The organism is Acidobacteriota bacterium, assembly GCA_026393675.1.
Classification (GTDB): domain Bacteria; phylum Acidobacteriota; class Vicinamibacteria; order Vicinamibacterales; family JAKQTR01; genus JBAXOX01.
Genome location: JAPKZQ010000012.1, coordinates 13,549 through 31,711, shown reverse-complemented (window position 1 = coordinate 31,711; position 18,163 = coordinate 13,549). Strand labels below are relative to the sequence as shown.

The following is an 18,163-nucleotide window of genomic DNA, read 5'->3' as shown; positions in this document are numbered from 1 at the left end:
CCACTGGGTTTTGCCATCCGGAACGCCAGGGGGGCCGGATCGGCCTCGTGGAGGCGGTCTCCCGTTCGCCACTCGTGTTCGCTGGAACCGAGGATTGCGGCGAATGCCGGCGAAGCCTCTGTCACAGAGTTTCCACATTGGTGAACGATGCGGTGCCCGCAGACCGACCGTTCGGCTGGACGTGGATCAATAGCCGGTGCCGGATCTACCGGTCCATCCAGAGTGGCGTGGCAGCGAACCACGCGATCGTGGCCACGAGCATCCACACCTTCGTTGCATCGAGACCCATGTGACCCGTGAAGAACAGCACGGGCGGCAGGATCGTTCCGGCCAGCGACAAGAGCGATATCAACCGTGCAGCGGTTTTCACAGCCGCACCTCCTTCCGCTGCAACAGGCGGCTCAAGACGATGTAGAGGGTGGCCGCGGCGAACCAGCCGGGGAGGCCCACGAAGTAGATCTGGATGCCGCCCATGTTGACCACGGCGAGACAACCGGCGAGCGTCAGCACCCATGCCAGGCCCGCCGCCCAATTGATATCCGTGCCGCTCACCTCCGCGTAGTTCGACTGGAAGGCAAACCGCTTCGCCAGCCAGAAGTCCACGAACACCACGGCGCCCATCGGCATCAGGATCAGCCCATAGAGCGCCACGAAATCGAGCAGCTTCATGGCAATCGCGGGGAACAAGCCGGCGATCGTGGCCAGCGCGCCCGTGAGAAGCGTCACGCGGTAACGCGAAGACGAGGGCGAGATGGCCTGGAAGGCGAGGCCCGCGCGGTAGATGGTGGGATTGGCCGTCGTCCAACCCGCCACAATCACGCAAATCACCCCGGCGATACCGGCCGCGTTGTAGGCCAGGGGCCCTGGCAGCACATCGGTGTTGCCGGGTGTGGCATGGAGCTGCTGCGCGTAGAGGATGGAGGCGGCGAGCCACGCGATGAAATGGCCGAGATACATGCCCGCCGCACTGCTCACCGCGTACCACGACTTGCGCGCGTAGCGGAACACGCTGAGGTCGGCCATGCCGATGTGCATCGCCATATTGCAGAACCAGGCGAAGAACATCACGTGCCAGAAGGTGAACTTCGCCCGTCCGGCGAGCGGCAGGCCCCCGGTCCAGATGAGTTCCTGAGCCTTCGGCCAGAATGTGCTCACCGAGTCGATGCCGAGTTGCCGCGCGCCAATGATGCCGTAGGCGATGAACACCAGCACCATCCAGGGCGCGGCGATGTTCGCGATGCGCGCCACCACTTTGTAGCCGTACGCCGCTACCACCGTCATGAGCAGGCCCATGACGAGCACGGTGGCCACCCATCCAGCGCTGTTCGGGTAAGTGTCGTTCAGGCCCGGCATCGCGATGTGCAGCCAGACACCGGCGGCCGTCGCGTTCACCGTGACCATCGCCCCAGCCAGGAAGCAGAACATCACGCCGTTGGCCAGGTTGTAGACGGTCACCAGCTTGCGGCCGCAGATCTTCTCGAGCTGGAAGTACAGCGTCAGGCGCGCGCGCACGGCGATGGGCGCCGTCAGGAACAGCCAACTCAGCACGGCGAGCAGATTGCCGACGAAGAGGCCGGCCACGACGTCGACCGCACTCACGCCAGATGCGATGAAGAGCGGGCCGATCATCAATTCCGTGCCGGCTGTGTGTTCACCGGCGTACTGACCGACGAAGCTCGAGAAGCCGAGCCAGGCGCGTTGCGGCACGGGTTCGCGTTCGTATTCGTCGACCGGTTCGGTCTGCTGGGCCCTGGTGTCGTCAGCCATGCGTCTTGTCCTCGCCCGACCCGGACGTGAACGCTGTCGCGATCGCGTCTGGTCGGGCCGGGATGAATGGTCCGGGCTATCGTGTCAGTGTCGCGGGGCGCGCCGCCTGCGTCACGACCAGGCGGATGGGGCCGAAGAGCCCCGCGGGGACCGGTTGCACCTTGTCCATGTCCTGCGGTTCGAATCGCGTGCCGTAGCGCAGGTTGAGCAGTCTATAGTCCGGCAGTGCACGGCTGGCCATGTCGTTGATCGCGAGATTGGCCACCTCGATCCGGATGACGTTGCTGCCGGGCCGCAGCAGCGGCGTCACGTCAAGGCTGTATGGCGGGCACCAGACGGATCCGGCACGCCGACCGTTGATGGTGACCACGGCAGCATCGCGCACCGGAGCGTCAACCCACGCCTGAACCCGCGCTCGTGGTCCACCCACCTCGATGGGTCGAGGCTCACCGAAATCCAGCACAACCGACTGGCCGTCACGAAGCATGGACGCAGGCAGGTCGACCTGCTTCTCATAGACGGCAACACCCGAGAAGTACCGCGTCGCCTCATCGTCGGTCCACGATCGCAGGGTGTCCCAGTCCACGACTGTCCCGGTTGGCCCAAACCTCACGCGCCATCCCGACGTGATGTCCATGGGCGGCGGAGTCGCAGCGACGCGAGGTCCCTCGACACTCTTCGGCGGCGGCCCGCCCGTCGCGAACACGACGACGGTCGATTCGTAGGGCGCGAGATCGAGGCGGACGGTGGCGCCTTCTCGCCCTGCCGGACGGCGCACCGCGATCGGCGTCACGTCCCCCGTCAGCGGGTTCCACAGTTGCGCCCTCGAGGCAGCGAGGCGGAAGGTCGCCTCGAACGACCGCCGCAGGTTCGAGGTGTTGGCGACGAAGTAGATATCGGCCGCGTCGAAACGCCGGTGGACGGCGCCGATGTCGGCGGCTCCCACAGACACGGCCATGTCTGGCGGCACGCGCGAGGTCAATGCCGCGGCCAGATCCGCCTCGCGCTCCACGAACACGCCCGTCGCCGACGGTCCGCGGAACAGGCGGCCGGCGGCCGCACCAACGGCGGCGTGGTCGGTCACCGTGGCCTGGTACCCCGGCGCCAACGCGGGAGTCCGGCGCGTGGCCATCACGATTACGCCTTGCTGCGCAAATGTTTCGAGCGCGCGGAGCGTCCCCATCGGGATGCGCTCGACGCCGGGAAGAATCACGGCGCGATAGCGGCTCTGACCAACGGCCAGTCTGCCCTGGTCGACCCGCGCCCGTTCCGCAAGCACACCGTCGTCGACGAAGTCGAGGTTGAATCCAGCGTCGAGGATGGTGGTGACGATATCGGGGCCGATGCGCTGGGCCAGCGCGTCGATCATGCTGCCGATCTTTCCAGGCACGACATGCGCCCAGGCATCGTCGTTCGGCAGGTAGACCGCCACGTCGTTCACGGGCTTTCCCTGGCGCAGCAGGAAGCTGAGACGCTGCAGATACCGGGCGAGGTCGGGCATCACGATCCACCACGGGTTCCTGTCGTTGAAGGCGCCTGCCGCGTAGAAACGCCAACCCGGAGATGCCACGCCGTCGGCGGTGTAGGGCCAGCCATGACCGATGAGCTGGTTGATGCCTTGAAGAAAGTGCAGGTCGGCTTCAGCTTTGAGATCAAGCGGGGTGGCTCGGAAAACAGGCGAATGCAGCCATGTCCACGTTTCCGACGAGATGACCGGCCGGTCGTAGAGATGGCCGATCGAGGCGGCCCATCTCGACGCTCGAAGCGTCTTCCACTGCGAGCCCTCGCCTTCAGGGAGGTCGATGCCGGCATTGCTCGAGATCGTCGCGGGTGGAACGCCGTATCCCTGGACACGGAATCGGGTGTTGTGCTGATGGGCCCACACCTGCATGGGAGCAAGGAAGCGCTCGTTCAGCAACTCGGTCAGCGTCTGGCCCCAGTCGTGACGAATGGCTGGCGTAGCGGGCCCGGAGTCGAGGAGCAATGCAGGCAACAGGGGGCGCAGGTCGTAGCCGCGACGGGCCTGAAACTCGGCGAGGAATCGATCGGTCCAGTCCGAGTCGTACACCTCGAGGCTATCGCAGAACACCGCGTAGGGCGGCGCCGCGTCAAAGGCCGACAGCAGACGGTCGCCGACAGATCTCAGGTAGTGATCGAGCGCCGCGCGGTCGTAGTGGTCGAGCACGAAGCCCTCGGCGCCAACCGCCGGACGCTTCACCAGCATGCCCGTGCGGCTGCTGACAAAGAACACGGCCTCCCGCGCGTGAGCAGCATGATTCGGGAGCCGCAGCACGCCGTCTGTGATCTCGCTGATCTCCTGAAACCCGTCCGCCGAGGCCGGTGCAGCCGACGGCGCGAGAAACGCGGCGAGCAAGCGTTCGCCCGAGCGAATATCGGGGACGGCAATTCGATCGGAACCGGCGGGAACCGGCACGTGCTCGATTCTCAGTTTGCCGGCGGCTTGCGTGATACCAATCTGCGGACCGCCGTAGGGCCAGCCGCTTCCAATCGTCAGATCCACTCGCAACCCGAGTTCCCGGGCGCGGCTTGCGGCGAACCGGAGGTCATCGATAAACGCGTCCGAGAGAAATGGGTGTGTGACAAGGCCGCTGGCCGGGTCATCCAGCACGACCGGGTACACGGGCTGGATCTCGAACCCGCCGATGCCGCCTTCCTTCATCAGGCGCATCTCGCGATCGAGTCTGTCCTTGGTGACGGTTGGGCCGAACCACCACCATCGCATCATGATCCGTGCATCGTCGGGAGGCGTGCGGAACGCGCGCTCGAGGTCTGCCAGCGACAACGTGCCAATCGGCACGGCGGGCTGCCGAGGCCTGGCCGCGCCCACGTTGGCCGTGCGGGTGGACGCCCCGACGACAGCCAACGCCGCAATCGTGACGAAGATTGCCGCGGTGCGACTGACGAAGCGCTGCGTGGTAACCACGGTTCCTCCGTTTCCCGCGACTCGGGGACAGTCTGCGGTGTGGAGCATGTGCATCTCGGGCCTTCGGGAGCAAGTGGTCTGGCGCGGCACGAACGTGTTTACGAGCGCAAAACCGGTGCGCTACCCTTCGACTCCGTTGAGTAGAGCATCACGTGGTCGACCTCAGCCCATCAAACATGCGACCCGATGTCGACTGAACAGCCCAACCGCAGTACGCTCAGGGCTTAGAAACCCGCAAACGTCCCGACGCCCAGTAACGCGTCGTTTGGATAGTAGTGATCGACGTTCTCCCTGGTGATCACGTGGTGGTGCACGAACACGGCGGGCGGGACAGGCTTGCGGGTCAGAATGTCGAGCGCAAGCTTGATGAGCCCATCGCCGTACTGCTCGGGGAAGTAGCCCACCGACGCGATCAGCGGTGTTCGGGGCTGGCGCAACTCCGCGCGGGCATCCGGCTCGGCGTTCTGGCCGACCACCGCGCACGTATCGGCACGGCCGGCTTCCTGGAAGGCACGCGCCGCGCCGAGCGCGCTCGGGTCATTGGCCGTGCCGACCAGAATGCGGCGCGCCCGGATCTGGCGCAGGTGACGGCGCACCCGGTCGAGCGACGTCTTGAACTGGCCGTCTCCGTCGATGGACACGACCGGGCAGTCCTTGGCCTCGCGCAACGTCTCGTGGATCCCCGCGACCACGCCTTTGATGCGGGCGTGGGGCAGCGAGCCAGCCCGGGCAATCTCCACCAGCAGAATCTCGTCGATTGCACCGTTCCAGTGCTGGCGGGCCCACCTCGCGAGCGTACGGCCGGCGAGCAGCCCGGCGACGTAGTTGTCGGCGCCGAAGTAGGTGGCTCCCGGATGAGGGATGTCGATGGCGATCATCGGAATGTTCGCGTCGAGGTAGGTCGACGCGATCGCCGGCGCGACGGCCTCATCGGTCTGGAACTCGATGACGAGGTTGACCCCCTCACGGACCAGGAGCTCGGCGTTGCGCAGCGCGATCTTCGGTTGGTAACGATTGTCGACGATGACCAGTTCCACGTGTTCGCGTTCGGCAGCTGCGACAAGGCCCGCCTGGACCTCGCGCGGAAACGACGCATCCTGCCCTTGCGCGGCGTAGCCAATCCGATAGCGGCGCCGACGCCGGACTTCCGACGTGAGGCGGTAGCGGTTGCCGTCGACGCGATCGAGGAAGCCGCAATGGTGGAGCGTGTACAGCAATCGAAAGCACATGCCCTTGCCGAATCCCGTGCGGTCCATCACGTCGCGCAGCCTGAGCGCCTCGCCCATGTGCCGGAACGTCTGGAGCACGTCGGAAGCATGCACGACCGACTTGATCAGGTAGACATCCCGCGCGGACGGCGCGCCTTTGGAGGAATCGTCGCCTGGCATCGGTGTTTTGTATAGCACAACTCGGGCGGACTGTCACTTGTACCGTCGATCAGGCGTCAGCGACGATTCACATGCGTCCCGGCACTCCAGTTAGGGGTTTTGGGGCGCCCGCGGCCGCGAGGCGGGTTACGGCATGTGAACCGCGCTCGCCGATCGCTGTTCGCCTTGCGCCTGTCTGGCTGATGGCCTCACAGTGCCGGTCGGGCTGCCGGGTGGTGGCCGACCGAAGACGAGGAGCGCACGATGGCGATCGAGTGGGAGGGTTTGCTTGAGGACGAGTGGCGCAGGTGCGGCGACGTCCTCGCCGAGGATGTCGAGCAGCTCGGGCGGCAACTCGGGCGCCGGGGCATCGACATCGCTGCGATCCAGGCCCGTGCGTCGAGTTTCCGTGTGGCCGTGCCGTCGTGGGGCGTCGCAACGGGCGGCACCCGCTTCGCACGTTTTCCCGGCCCGGGCGAACCCCGCACGGTTTTTGAGAAGGTCGAAGACTGTCACGTCATTCACCGTCTGGTTCGCATCACGCCGGACATCTCGCTGCACATCCCGTGGGACGAACCCGACGATCCCGCCGCGCTACGATCCTTCGCGGCCCAGCGCGGGCTGACCCTCGGCACGACGAACTCGAACACGTTCGAGGACCAGCCGGGCCAGGCGCACTCCTACAAGTTCGGCAGCCTGTCCCACACGGACCCGGCCGTGCGCGAGCAGGCGATCGCGCACAACCTGCACTGCATGGAACTGGGCGTGAAGCTCGGCGCCCGCGCGCACTCGATCTGGATCGGCGACGGCGGCAACTTCCCGGGTCAGCAGCACGTCCGCCGCACGCTCGATCGGTACCTGTCCAGCCTGCGATCCATCTATGCGGCCCTCCCGCCGGACTGGCGGCTGTTCATCGAACACAAGCTCTACGAACCGGCGTTCTACTCGACGGTGCTGAACGACTGGGGCGTCAGCTACTACTGCGCACGCGAGCTGGGCGATCGGGCGTTCTCGCTCGTGGATTTCGGCCATCATGCTCCGAATGTCAACGTCGAGATGATCGTCGCCCGCTTGATCCAGTTCGGCAAGCTGGGCGGTTTTCACTTTAACGACAGCCAGTACGGCGACGACGATCTCGATGCGGGCTCGATCAAGCCGTTCCAGTTGTTTCTTGTCTTCAATGAACTCGTGGATGCGGCGCTCGAGGGCGTGGCTGGTTTTGATCCCTGCTACATGCTGGACCAATCCCACAACGTCACCGATCCGATTGAGTCGCTGATGACCAGTGCGATGGAGGTGCAGCGGGCGTTCGTGCAGGCCTGCCTGGTGGATCGGACGGCCCTCCGTGAGTACCAGGAGCGCAATGACGCCCTGATGGCCCTCGCGACGCTCAAGCGGGCGTTCACCACCGACGTGACGCCCGTGCTGGCGATGGCGCGCAGGGCAAGCGGCGGTGCCATCGACCCCGTCGCCGTCTATCGTGTCAGCCAATACCGCCCGTGGAAAACACTGGAACGACCCGCGTCTGTCAGGCGCCAGGCGGGAATCGTGTGAGCAGCCGGCAGACCCAAGAGGTCAGACCAATGTTGTCTGGTTGGAGCGAGAACGTCCTTGTCAGGTCGTCGTGTAAGACGATCCAACATCTTGGATGTTACGGCTGTTTTTAGTGCTTGACAGCGCTTTAGTGTTTGCTAAACCATATCGCCGACTAGGGCAAGTGGTATTGCCACTGCAATGTGTAGCGACTAGTGCGGTAAGGACAATCACGGCTTCGTGCGCTGCGCGGGGCCGCCATCGAGGCATGGACGCAGTGCCGATTACCTGTAGTCGCCGCGACAAGCGCGGATCACACACGGACTCTTACTGTTTGAGGAAGGGGAGCAATGGAACGGAAACGTACGCCAGCCAGCTTCGTGCCCTGGGCGGTGGTCTTCTTGTTGATGGCCCTCGTCCTCCCGCCGTCCCTCTACGCTCAGGAAACACGTGGGAAAATATCCGGCCGAGTCACCGACACCTCCAAGGCGATCATCCCCGGGGCGTCGGTGACCGCCACCGACGTGACCAGAGGCTCGGTGGCCTCCACGACGACCAATGACCAGGGCCTGTTTCAGATCAACTACCTGCTCCCCGGCGCGTACAAGGTCGTGGTCGAACTGTCGGGTTTCAAAAAGTACGTCCAGGACAATGTCCCGGTCCAGGCCAACCAGACGCGCGACATCGGCGTCGTCCTCGAAGTCGGGGGTGTGGAGGAAACCGTCAGCGTCACCGCTGAGGCCCGCACGCTGAACACCACGGACGGAAGCCTGGGGCTGACCGTGGATCAGAAGCTGCTCGAGAGTCTCCCGCTCATACACGGCGATCCGTACAAGATCATGGGATTGGCGACCGGCCTGGCCCTCACCGGTGACCCGCGGCTGGACAGGCCGTTCGAGCCGACGCACATCATCGGTTATGCCTTCGACGGCACGCGCGGCAACCGCAGCGATCTGCTGATCGACGGCGCGCCGAGCACCGCCACGGCGAACAGCGGAGCGAATGCAAACAACGCCTTCACGGTCATCGCCACCTACGTCCCGCAATCCGACATGGTCCAGGAGTTCAGGGTCCAGACGGCGACCTTCGACTCCCAGTTTGGCAACACCGAGGGCGGCGTCACCAGCATGGTCATCAAGTCCGGGACGAACAGCTTCCACGGCACGGGCTACTACTTCGCGGAGCCGTCGAGCCTGGGGGCGAACGATGTCTTTGGAAATGCGCGAGGTCAGGCGAAGATCGAGAGCAATTCGAACCGACCCGGCTTCACCGTGGGCGGCCCGATCAGCATTCCGGGGCTTTACAGCGGGAAGGACAAGACCTTCTTCATGGTCGGCTATGAGCGAATCACGGACAAGCGGCCGCGTTTCGACATTGCGGGAACCTCATGGGTTCCGACCGCGGCGCTGCGCAACGGCGACTTCTCCGCGTACTCCTCATTCATCACAATCTACGATCCGCTGACCCGTGCCCCCACCGGCACGTCCGGGCAGTACGCCGGAACGGCGTTCTCCGGCAACATCATCCCGACGAACCGGCTCAACCCCATCGCGCAGGCGATCCTCAAGTATTACACCCTGCCCAAGAATGCCGGCACGAACCCTGCGACGGGTCCAGCCGGCAACGCCAGCGACGCAACCCTTGCGGAGGAGACGAAGCCCTACGACACCCTCACCGGCAAGATCGACCACAAGTTCTCCGCCAACAACAGGATGTTCGCGCGGTACAGCTGGTACGAGCGCAACAGCCACTACGATAACTACCTCTCGTCAGCGGCCTCTGGCACCTTGTTCCAGTTCATCTCGAAACAGGCCGTGATCGACGACGTGCACGTGTTCAACGCGACGACCGTCCTGAACGTCAGGTACGGCTACAACCGCTTCGACCGCAACTCGGACATGGAGCTGCCGGAAGCGATCGGCTTCGACCTCACGAAGATCGGCTTCCCCGCCCAATACAACACGATGGTTCCTGAAGTGATCAGGCGGTTCCCGCGCCTGGATTTCACCTCGGGCGACATGGTGTCGGTGGCCTACGGCAACGACTTCAGGCCGGTGACCTCGCACACCTTTGCCGCCACACTGAACAAGTCGATGGGCGCGCACGCGGTGAAGGGCGGCGCTGAGATCAGGCTGTACACCGAACGCAGTCTCCCCACCGGCAACGCCCAGAGCGGCCAGTACGCCTTCTCCAACACCTACACGAGACAGAACAGCGCGAGCGGCACCGACTATCAGGGCCTGCAGGCCTTCGCCACGTTCCTCCTTGGCATGCCCTCCACCACGTCAATCTCGGTACTCCCGAGTTTCTCCGAATACTCCATTACGTCGGGGTTCTTCGTGCAGGACGACTGGCGGGTCAACAACAAGCTGACCGTGAACCTCGGCCTGCGTTACGAGGTCGAATCGCCGATGGCCGAGCGCCAGAACGCGAGCGTCTCCAACTTCGATGCCAGCTACGTCCAGCCGCTCCAGGCGGCGGCCCAGGCGAACTACGCGGCGCTCAATGACGCCGCGTTGAAAGCGCTGGTTCCGCAGTTGAACGTGAAGGGCGGTCTGATGTTCGCGGGTGTCGACGGCGGGAGCGCGCTGTACACGACGCCGAAGAACACCTTCCTGCCGCGGTTCGGGTTGGCGTACCAGTTGGACGACAAGACGGTCATCCGCGCCGGTGTCGGGCTGTTCGCCGGCTTCCTCGGGCAGCGGCGCGGCGACATCATCAACTACGGCTATTCGCAGACGACCACCGTCGGCACCACGACCGACGCCTTCGGGGCGCCAATCCCGCAGTACTGGGACAACGCGTTCGTCACCACGCCGCCCATCACGCCGGTCGGCAACGCACTTGGCCGGCAGACCTTCCTCGGGAACGCGATTTCCTTCTTCAATCAGAATCCGAAAGTGTCCAAGCAACTCCGCGGGCAGATTGGCGTCCAGCGCGAGCTGCCGGGCGGCATGACCCTCGAGGCCGCGTTCGTCAGCAACTACGGTTACGACATCGAGATCACGCGCAATATCAACGCGCTGCCGACTCAGTATCTGAGCACGGACAACTCCCGCACCGCCGCGATGGTGGCCAACAACACCTTCCTGACAGCGGCAGTCACGAACCCGTTCGCGGGGTTGCTGCCGGGAACCAGTTTCAACAATGCGACCATCTCCCGCTCGCAGTTGTTGCTGCCGTACCCTGAATTCGGGGCCATCAACACGACGAACAACGACGGCAAGTCGTGGTACAACGCCGGCCAGTTCGGTTTGCAGAAGCGGTTTGCGGGAGGCTACTCGGTAGGGGTCTCCTACACCCGGTCGAAGTGGATGCAGGCGACCGAGTACTTGAACGCGGCCGACCCGCGGCCGACCAAGATGATCTCGGATCTGGACGTGACCAACAGGCTGACTGTCACCGGCATCTTTGCGTTCCCGTTCGGGAAGGGCCGACATTTCCTGTCCGGGGCGAACGGGATCCTCGAGGCGATCGTCGGAGGCTGGCAGGTTCAGGGCAACTACACGTTCCAGACCGGCTTCCCCATCTCGTTCTCGGACGCGTTCTACAACGGCACTGACCCCGTCAACGGTAGCGACATCAAGATCACCAACCAGACCACCAAGCAGTGGTTCAACACCGCCCCCTTCACGTCGATCCTGACCGACACGTCAACCAACGCGACGCCGGTCAACCACCTGCGAACGCTCCCGTTGAGGTTCACCAACGTGCGTTGCGACGCGATCAACAACCTCGATCTGTCGCTCATCAAAGACATCAGGCTCGGGGGAGACGTACGGCTTCAGTTGAGGGCCGAGTTCATCAACGCGCTGAATACCCCCTATCTCGCCGCGGCGGCCCGTTCAGCGCCAGTGACCAGCCCGACGAATGCCGCCTTCGGGCAGGTTACCAATTCGAACCAGGCAAACTACGCCCGGCGCGCCCAGGTCGGAGTGAAGATCCTGTTCTGACATCAATCGCCTCCTCGAGCAGCACGGCTGCTTGAGGATCTCTGGGGGGCGGCGAGTGTCAGCTCGTCGCCCCCTCGTCACATCTGGGGATCCGATGTTCCGACTTGCAAGCCAGCATCGAGATCGAGGAGGACGGCTGTGAGACACGGACAATGGCGATGGTGCGGCGTCGTGGCGGGAGCCGTGGTGGGAACTATGGTCCTCATGGTGGCGGCGAGCGAGATGGAACGAGACGGCGCAGCGTCACGCGCTTCCGGTACGCCGGGCGCGACGCTGGCACAGGCGTTTGCCAACTGGCCCGCTGGATTGTCGCCGGCGGAGGTCGGCACACGCGTCGCCGAGAACTTCGTGGTGAGGCCATTCCAGCGACCGACCGGCTTCGTCATCTATCCCGAAGTCTGCACGTGGTACGGGTCGTTGACGCTGGCACGTCTCACCACCAACAAGGACCTCCAGCAGCGGCTCGTGCGCAAGTTCGACCCCCTCTTCACGCCCGAGGGCTCGAAGAACATCTCGCCCGACGCGCATGTGGACTACCGGGTGTTCGGGACGGTGCCGCTCGAGATCTTCATCCAGACGAAGGACCCGCGGTTCCTGAAACTGGGCCGCAGCTTCGCCGACAAACAGTGGGAGACCACCACGGTCGACGGCATCACCACCGAAGCGCGCTATTGGATCGATGACATGTTCATGATCACCGCCGTGCAGGTGCAGGCGTACCGCGCGACGGGCAAGCAGGTCTACGTCGATCGCGCCGCCAGAACGATGGTGGCGTACCTCGACAAGCTGCAGCAGCCAAACGGGCTCTTCTTCCACGCGCCAGACTCCCCGTTCTACTGGAGCCGGGGCAACGGCTGGATGGCCGCCGGTTCTGCCGAATTACTCCGCTCCCTGCCCGCGAAACACCCGGCTCGGCCCAGAATTCTCGATGGATACCGCAAGATGATGGCGTCGCTGCTGACGATGCAGGGCGAGGATGGGCTGTGGCGTCAACTGCTCGACCACCCGGAGGCATGGCCTGAGACCTCCGGCACCGGCATGTTCGCGTTTGCGATGGTCACGGGTGTAAAGAACGGCTGGCTCGACGCCCCGACCTACGGGCCGGCAGCCCGGAAAGCCTGGCTCGGTCTTGTGAAGTACATAAACGCCGACGGCAACATCGGCAATGTCTGCGCGGGCACGAACAAGGGCACGACTGTCGAGTACTACCTCGATCGACCACGCAACGTCGGCGATCTGCACGGCCAGGCTCCGGTCTTGTGGACGGCGTCAGCGTTGCTGCGATAGTAGCCGCGCAGCCCTTTCCTGACGGGCCCGGAGCGCTCGGCGGCGCGGCGTGGAGGAGGGGCATGTCAGGGTTGAAATCGTTCACCGCGGCGGTCGTTTGCGTACTGGCCCTTGCAGGTCCAGCGGGCACTGCCAGGCAGTCTCTTCCTTCTCCTGGTTCAACGCCTCCATCGCAGTACGCCTTCGACTTCGGGCCTGGCGACGTGTCTGCCGGTTTTCAACAGGTGCTGGCGACGACCATCGCGCCGGGCGCGTTCAGTCTGCCGGTGAGCCTCAGTTCTGGGCCGGCTTCGGACGCCGGGCGCGTCTTTGCGCCAGAGCCGGCTCGGCCTTCGCTCTTCATCGTCGGCGACTCGACCGTCCAGAACACGACGGCGGGCCAGCTCGGCTGGGGAACGGCGATCGCGCATTACTTCGACGCCGCCAGAATCAGGGTCGTGAATCGCGCCCTTGGCGGCCGCAGCAGCCGCACGTTTCAGACCGAGGGGCACTGGGACCAGGTGTTGAAGGAGGTCAAGCGTGGCGACTACGTATTGATCCAGTTCGGCCACAACGACGTCGGGTCCCTGAATACCGGTCGGGCTCGCGGCACGCTTCCAGGCATTGGTGAAGACACGAAGGACGTCGTCATGGAGGCGACAGGCCGAGCCGAGGTCGTGCACAGCTTCGGATGGTACCTGCGAAAGTACGTGGCGGACGCCCGCTCGAACGGCGTGACCCCGATCCTCTGCTCCCTCGTGCCGAGAAACAACTGGAAGGACGACAAGGTGATCCGGGCGACTGACGACTATGTCGCGTGGACGCGGGCCATCGCCGAGTCAATTGGTGTGCCATGGCTGAATCTCAACGAGGAGGTGGCTCGTCACTACGACGCGATCGGGGCGGATCGGGTCGGCAAGGAGTTCTTCTTCGGGGACCGGACACACACGTCCCCGGCCGGTGCCCAGTTGACGGCGTTGACCGTGGTGGAGTTGCTGCGCGCGATGCCAGGACGCCCTTTCGCCGCGTTTTTCGCGACGACATTTTCCGGCGCCGAGTGGTCCACCGCGACGCGGGAGGAATGGGATGACCCCGCCGTGCTGCATCTCCATACGGAACCTCCGCACGCCTCGATGATGGTGTATCCCACGCCGGACCTCGCTCGCACGGGCCGTCGAGACGCGTCGCCGTGGTTCCACTCGCTGAACGGCGCGTGGAAGTTCCAGTACTCGGCCAGCCCGGCCGCCAGACCTGCGGGTTTTGAGCGGCCCGCCTTCGATGACACCGCGTGGTCTGACATCCGGGTGCCCGGGAACTGGGAACTCCAGGGATTCGGCATGCCGATCTACAGCAACTCCCGGTATCCGTTCGCGTACGACTCGAAGAACCCCAGGGCTCAGCGCAACGACAACCCGGTGGGATCGTACAGGACTGTCTTCGAGCTGCCAGAGGGGTGGACCGGCCGCCGCATCCTGCTGCACTTCGCCGGCGTCGATTCCGCGTTCTACGTGTGGCTGAACGGCCAACGCATCGGCTACAGCGAGGACAGCCGCACGCCGGCGGAGTTAGACGTGACGCCGCACGCCCACGCCGGCTCGAACCTGCTCGCGGTGGAGGTGTACCGCTGGAGCGATGGCTCGTATCTCGAAGATCAGGACATGTTCCGGCTGAGCGGTATTTTCCGGGACGTCTACCTCTGGAGCACCCCAACGCAGCACATCCGTGATTTCGAATTCCGCACGGACTTCGACCAGGCGCGACGCGACGCCACCTGCCGGGCGACAATCATGGTCCTCAATAGCGGGGGGTCCCCGGGCGCGGCCTCCGCGTCGATGCAGTTGCTCGACGCGGACGGCCGCCAGGTTGGGCAGATGGTCTCCCAGGCCATCCGCGTGGCTGCGCGCGCCGAACAGCGGGTATCGCTGGCGCTGCCGGTTCGCGGGCCGCGCAGGTGGAGCTCGGAGACGCCGTATCTCTACACGGCGCTCCTGACACTCCACGACGCTGCGGGACGCGTGCTCGAGGTTATCCCCTCGCGCGTCGGGTTCCGGACAGTCGAAATTCGCGACGGGCGCCTGCTCGTCAACGGGCAGGCCATTCTCGTGAAGGGCGTGAACCGCCACGAGCACAGCCCGGACACGGGCCACGCCGTCGAGCGGGCGTGGATGGTGCGCGACATCGAGATGATGAAGCAGCACAACATCAACGCCGTGCGCACCTCGCACTATCCAAACGATCCGGAATGGTACGCGCTGTGCGACGAGTACGGCCTGTACGTGATGGACGAGGCGAACATCGAGAGCCACGCGTACGGCCTCGGCCCGGACAATCGCCTGGCGAACGATCTGGCGTGGCAACCGGCCCATCTCGATCGCATCCGCCGCATGGTCGAACGCGACAAGAACCACCCATCCGTCATCTGGTGGTCGCTCGGCAACGAGGCCGGAGACGGCCCCAATCTCGCGGCCGGGTATCAGTTTGTAAAGCAGCGCGATCCGTCACGCCCGGTCCACTACCAGGGCAGCACACGGCACGGCGGGTCGAACTCCGACATTAACTCGTTCTTTTACGTGACGCCGGCAGACGTCGTCGAGCGGGCCCGGCAACGGCCCACCATGCCCCTCATCATCAGCGAGTACTCGCACGCGATGGGCAACAGCAGCGGTGGGCTGAAGGAATACTGGGACGTCTTCTACTCGGGCACCAACGCGCAAGGGGCGTTCGTGTGGGACTGGGTCGACCAGGGCATCCGCCTGCCGATCCCGTCGACGAGACGGACCGATGGCGACGCCCGGTCGTCGTTCTTCGCCTATGGCGGGTACTGGGAGGATCGCGCCGGCATCCACAACGACAACAACTTCTGCCAGAACGGCCTGGTGGCGGCCGACCGCCAGCCGCATCCCGGGCTGCGCGCGATCAAGTATGTCTACCGGTACCTCCACGCCGCGCCCGTAGACCTCGCCACCGGAACGATATCCATCAAGAGCTGGTATGACGAGATCAACCCGAAGGATCTCGTCGAGGGCCGGTGGGACGTGCTCGCCAACGGGCACGTCGTGGCGTCGGGTCCGATGCCCACACTGGATCTGGCGCCGCGCCAGCAGAAGACGGTCACGTTGGGGCTTCCGGTGCTTCGGGCCGAACCCGGGGTGGAGTACTTCCTCAACGTGAGCTTCACGTTGAAACGCGAGACGCGGTGGGCACAACGGGGTTACGAGATCGCCTGGGAACAGTGGCCGCTGCCATTACCCGCGGCTCCGCCCCGCCCGCCGTCGACGTCGGATGTGCCGGCGCCATCCACTCCTCTCTGGATGGTCGACAGCGCGCCATTTGTCCGAATCAGCGGCCGGGACTTCGCGCTCGTGTTCGATCGATTGAACGGCGTCATGACCTCCTATGCCTATCGGGGCGTGAAGCTGCTCGAGCGGGGTCCGCTCCCCGACTTCTGGCGCGCGCCGACCGACAACGACAACGGTGCCTGGAAGGCTCAGGGAATCGCCGCCCGCACTGATCCGTCGCTCGACATCCTGGCGTGGAGGTCGGCCGGCAGCGGCTGGAAAGTGGCCGACGTGCAGGTGAAGCGCGTCGATGACACTGCGGCGACCATCGTCGTGCAAGGGACCCTGCCTCGCGTGGGAGCCAGCTACACCATGACCTACGACATCCGGGGAACGGGCGAGATGATCGTCGACGCCGACTACCGCCCGGGTCCTGGGCCTGTGGCCATGATGCCGCGCTTCGGCATGGAACTGGTCGCGAGCCCGGGACTCGAAAACCTGACCTGGTACGGCCGCGGGCCGGGCGAGACGTATAGCGACCGGGCGTTTGAGCGTGTGGGCGTGTACTCCTCGACCGTCAGCCGAGAGTGGGTGGAGTACGCCCGTCCGCAGGAGAACGGCAACAAGGTCGATGTGTGCTGGGTGGAGTTGACCAACCGGCAGGGCTTCGGACTCAGGGCGGAAGGGCTCCCACTGCTGAGCGTGGGCGCCCGCCACGTGAAGACCAGCGACATTGAACAGGCGGCCTATTCGATCGACCTGCCGAGACGCTCTGAGACTTACCTGAACCTCGACATGGCGCAGATGGGTGTGGGGGGCATCGACAGCTGGACGAAGCTGGCGAATCCCATGGAGGCGTACCGCATCCCGGGTGATCAGCCTCACGCGTATCGGGTCCGCCTCCTGCCTGTCGCTCGAGGCGCCGCCACGCCGGCGGCTCCTCCTCGGGAGTGGGTCGATCCGGCCACTGGCCATCGCATCGTGCGACTCTCGGAGGAGGCAGGAAGCGCGTCGCTCTACTTTCACCAGAATGCCTACACCGCCACGGGAGACAAACTGCTGATCACGGTGCCGGACGGCCTCGCCACGGTGGAGATGAAGACGCGGGCCATCGAACGTGTCGTCTCGGGACGGGTCAGCCACGTGGTGGTCGGCCCGAAAACCCGCCAGGTCTTCTATCTGAAGGACGATGCCGTCTACGTGACGCACCTCGACACGAAGGATACGCGCCTCGTGGTGCGCAATCCCCTGCTGCGAACCGGATCGGGCCTCACGCTCAATGCGACTGAATCGTTGCTGGCAGGGAGCCTCGTCGAGGAAGGCGCGCCGCCCGCGCCGAGCGGAGGCGGCCTCGAAGCCCGGTGGGCAGCGCGGCTGCCGATGGCGCTCTATACGATTGACGTCGCGTCAGGCGCCGTCAAGACGGTGCATCGAAGCACCGATTGGCTGAATCACGTCCAGTTCTCACCGACTGACCCCACGCTGCTGATGTTCTGTCACGAGGGACCGTGGCACAAGCTGGATCGTATCTGGACCATACGCACCGACGGCACGGGCCTGACAAAGCGGCACACGCGGCAGATGGACATGGAGATTGCCGGGCACGAGTTCTTCAGCGCCGACGGCCGCATGATCTGGTACGACCTGCAGACGCCAAAGAGCGAGGTGTTCTGGCTGGCCGGCGTCGACGTGGCGACCGGCCAACCAGTGCGCTATGCCGTAGCCCGCGCAGATTGGTCGGTTCACTTCAACGTGTCGCCCGACGGAACGCTGTTTGCCGGTGACGGCGGCGGCCCGGCAAGCGTGGCGGCACCCGGCAATGGCCAGTGGATCTACCTCTTCACGCCAGGGCCCGCCGGACTGGTGGCCACGCCGCTGGTCGATCTGTCGGGGCACAACTACAGCCTGGAACCCAACGTGACCTTCACACCCGATGGCCGGTGGCTCGTGTTCCGGTCGAACATGCATGGCGCGTCACACGTGTACGCCGTCGAACTGGAGAAGCGACCCGCACAGTAGCGGTCGCGAGTGCGTGCAACTGTCCGACTACGTCCC

The 18,163-nt window shown here is 64.9% G+C and carries 8 protein-coding genes; 4 read left to right on the top strand and 4 right to left on the bottom strand.

What is annotated here, in order from left to right; genetic code table 11:
* Nucleotides 1–205: 205 nt before the first annotated feature.
* From NT151_04095 to NT151_04080, 4 genes are all read right to left on the bottom strand, one after another.
* Complete coding sequence (locus tag NT151_04095; protein ID MCX6538104.1) at nucleotides 206–370, bottom strand: hypothetical protein; 165 nt, start codon at nucleotides 368–370, stop codon at nucleotides 206–208.
* Nucleotides 367–1,767, bottom strand: coding sequence for a hypothetical protein (locus NT151_04090; protein MCX6538103.1), 1,401 nt, complete (start codon nucleotides 1,765–1,767; stop codon nucleotides 367–369). Before NT151_04090 ends, NT151_04095 begins: the two co-directional genes overlap by 4 nt.
* Before the next feature lie 76 nt (nucleotides 1,768–1,843).
* Nucleotides 1,844–4,711 (bottom strand): glycosyl hydrolase, encoded by a 2,868-nt coding sequence (locus NT151_04085; GenBank protein ID MCX6538102.1) that lies wholly within the window; start codon nucleotides 4,709–4,711, stop codon nucleotides 1,844–1,846.
* A gap of 224 nt (nucleotides 4,712–4,935) precedes the next feature.
* Nucleotides 4,936–6,099 (bottom strand): substrate-binding domain-containing protein, encoded by a 1,164-nt coding sequence (locus tag NT151_04080; GenBank protein MCX6538101.1) that lies wholly within the window; start codon nucleotides 6,097–6,099, stop codon nucleotides 4,936–4,938.
* A 243-nt stretch (nucleotides 6,100–6,342) separates the two neighbouring features.
* Between NT151_04080 and rhaI the strand changes: the two genes are divergently transcribed.
* The 4 genes from rhaI (at nucleotide 6,343) to NT151_04060 (ending at nucleotide 18,127) form a co-directional block, all read left to right on the top strand.
* Nucleotides 6,343–7,632 carry an L-rhamnose catabolism isomerase gene (rhaI, locus tag NT151_04075; protein ID MCX6538100.1) on the top strand — a complete coding sequence of 430 codons (1,290 nt, stop codon included), beginning with the start codon at nucleotides 6,343–6,345 and terminating at the stop codon, nucleotides 7,630–7,632.
* A gap of 329 nt (nucleotides 7,633–7,961) precedes the next feature.
* Entirely contained in the window at nucleotides 7,962–11,564 is a 3,603-nt protein-coding gene (locus NT151_04070; GenBank protein ID MCX6538099.1) for a carboxypeptidase-like regulatory domain-containing protein, read from the top strand.
* Between the two features lie 138 nt (nucleotides 11,565–11,702).
* Nucleotides 11,703–12,851, top strand: coding sequence for a glycoside hydrolase family 88 protein (locus tag NT151_04065; protein ID MCX6538098.1), 1,149 nt, complete (start codon nucleotides 11,703–11,705; stop codon nucleotides 12,849–12,851).
* 62 nt (nucleotides 12,852–12,913) lie between these two features.
* Nucleotides 12,914–18,127, top strand: a complete 5,214-nt coding sequence (locus NT151_04060) for an oligogalacturonate lyase family protein (GenBank protein MCX6538097.1) — start codon at nucleotides 12,914–12,916, stop codon at nucleotides 18,125–18,127.
* Nucleotides 18,128–18,163: the final 36 nt, after the last annotated feature.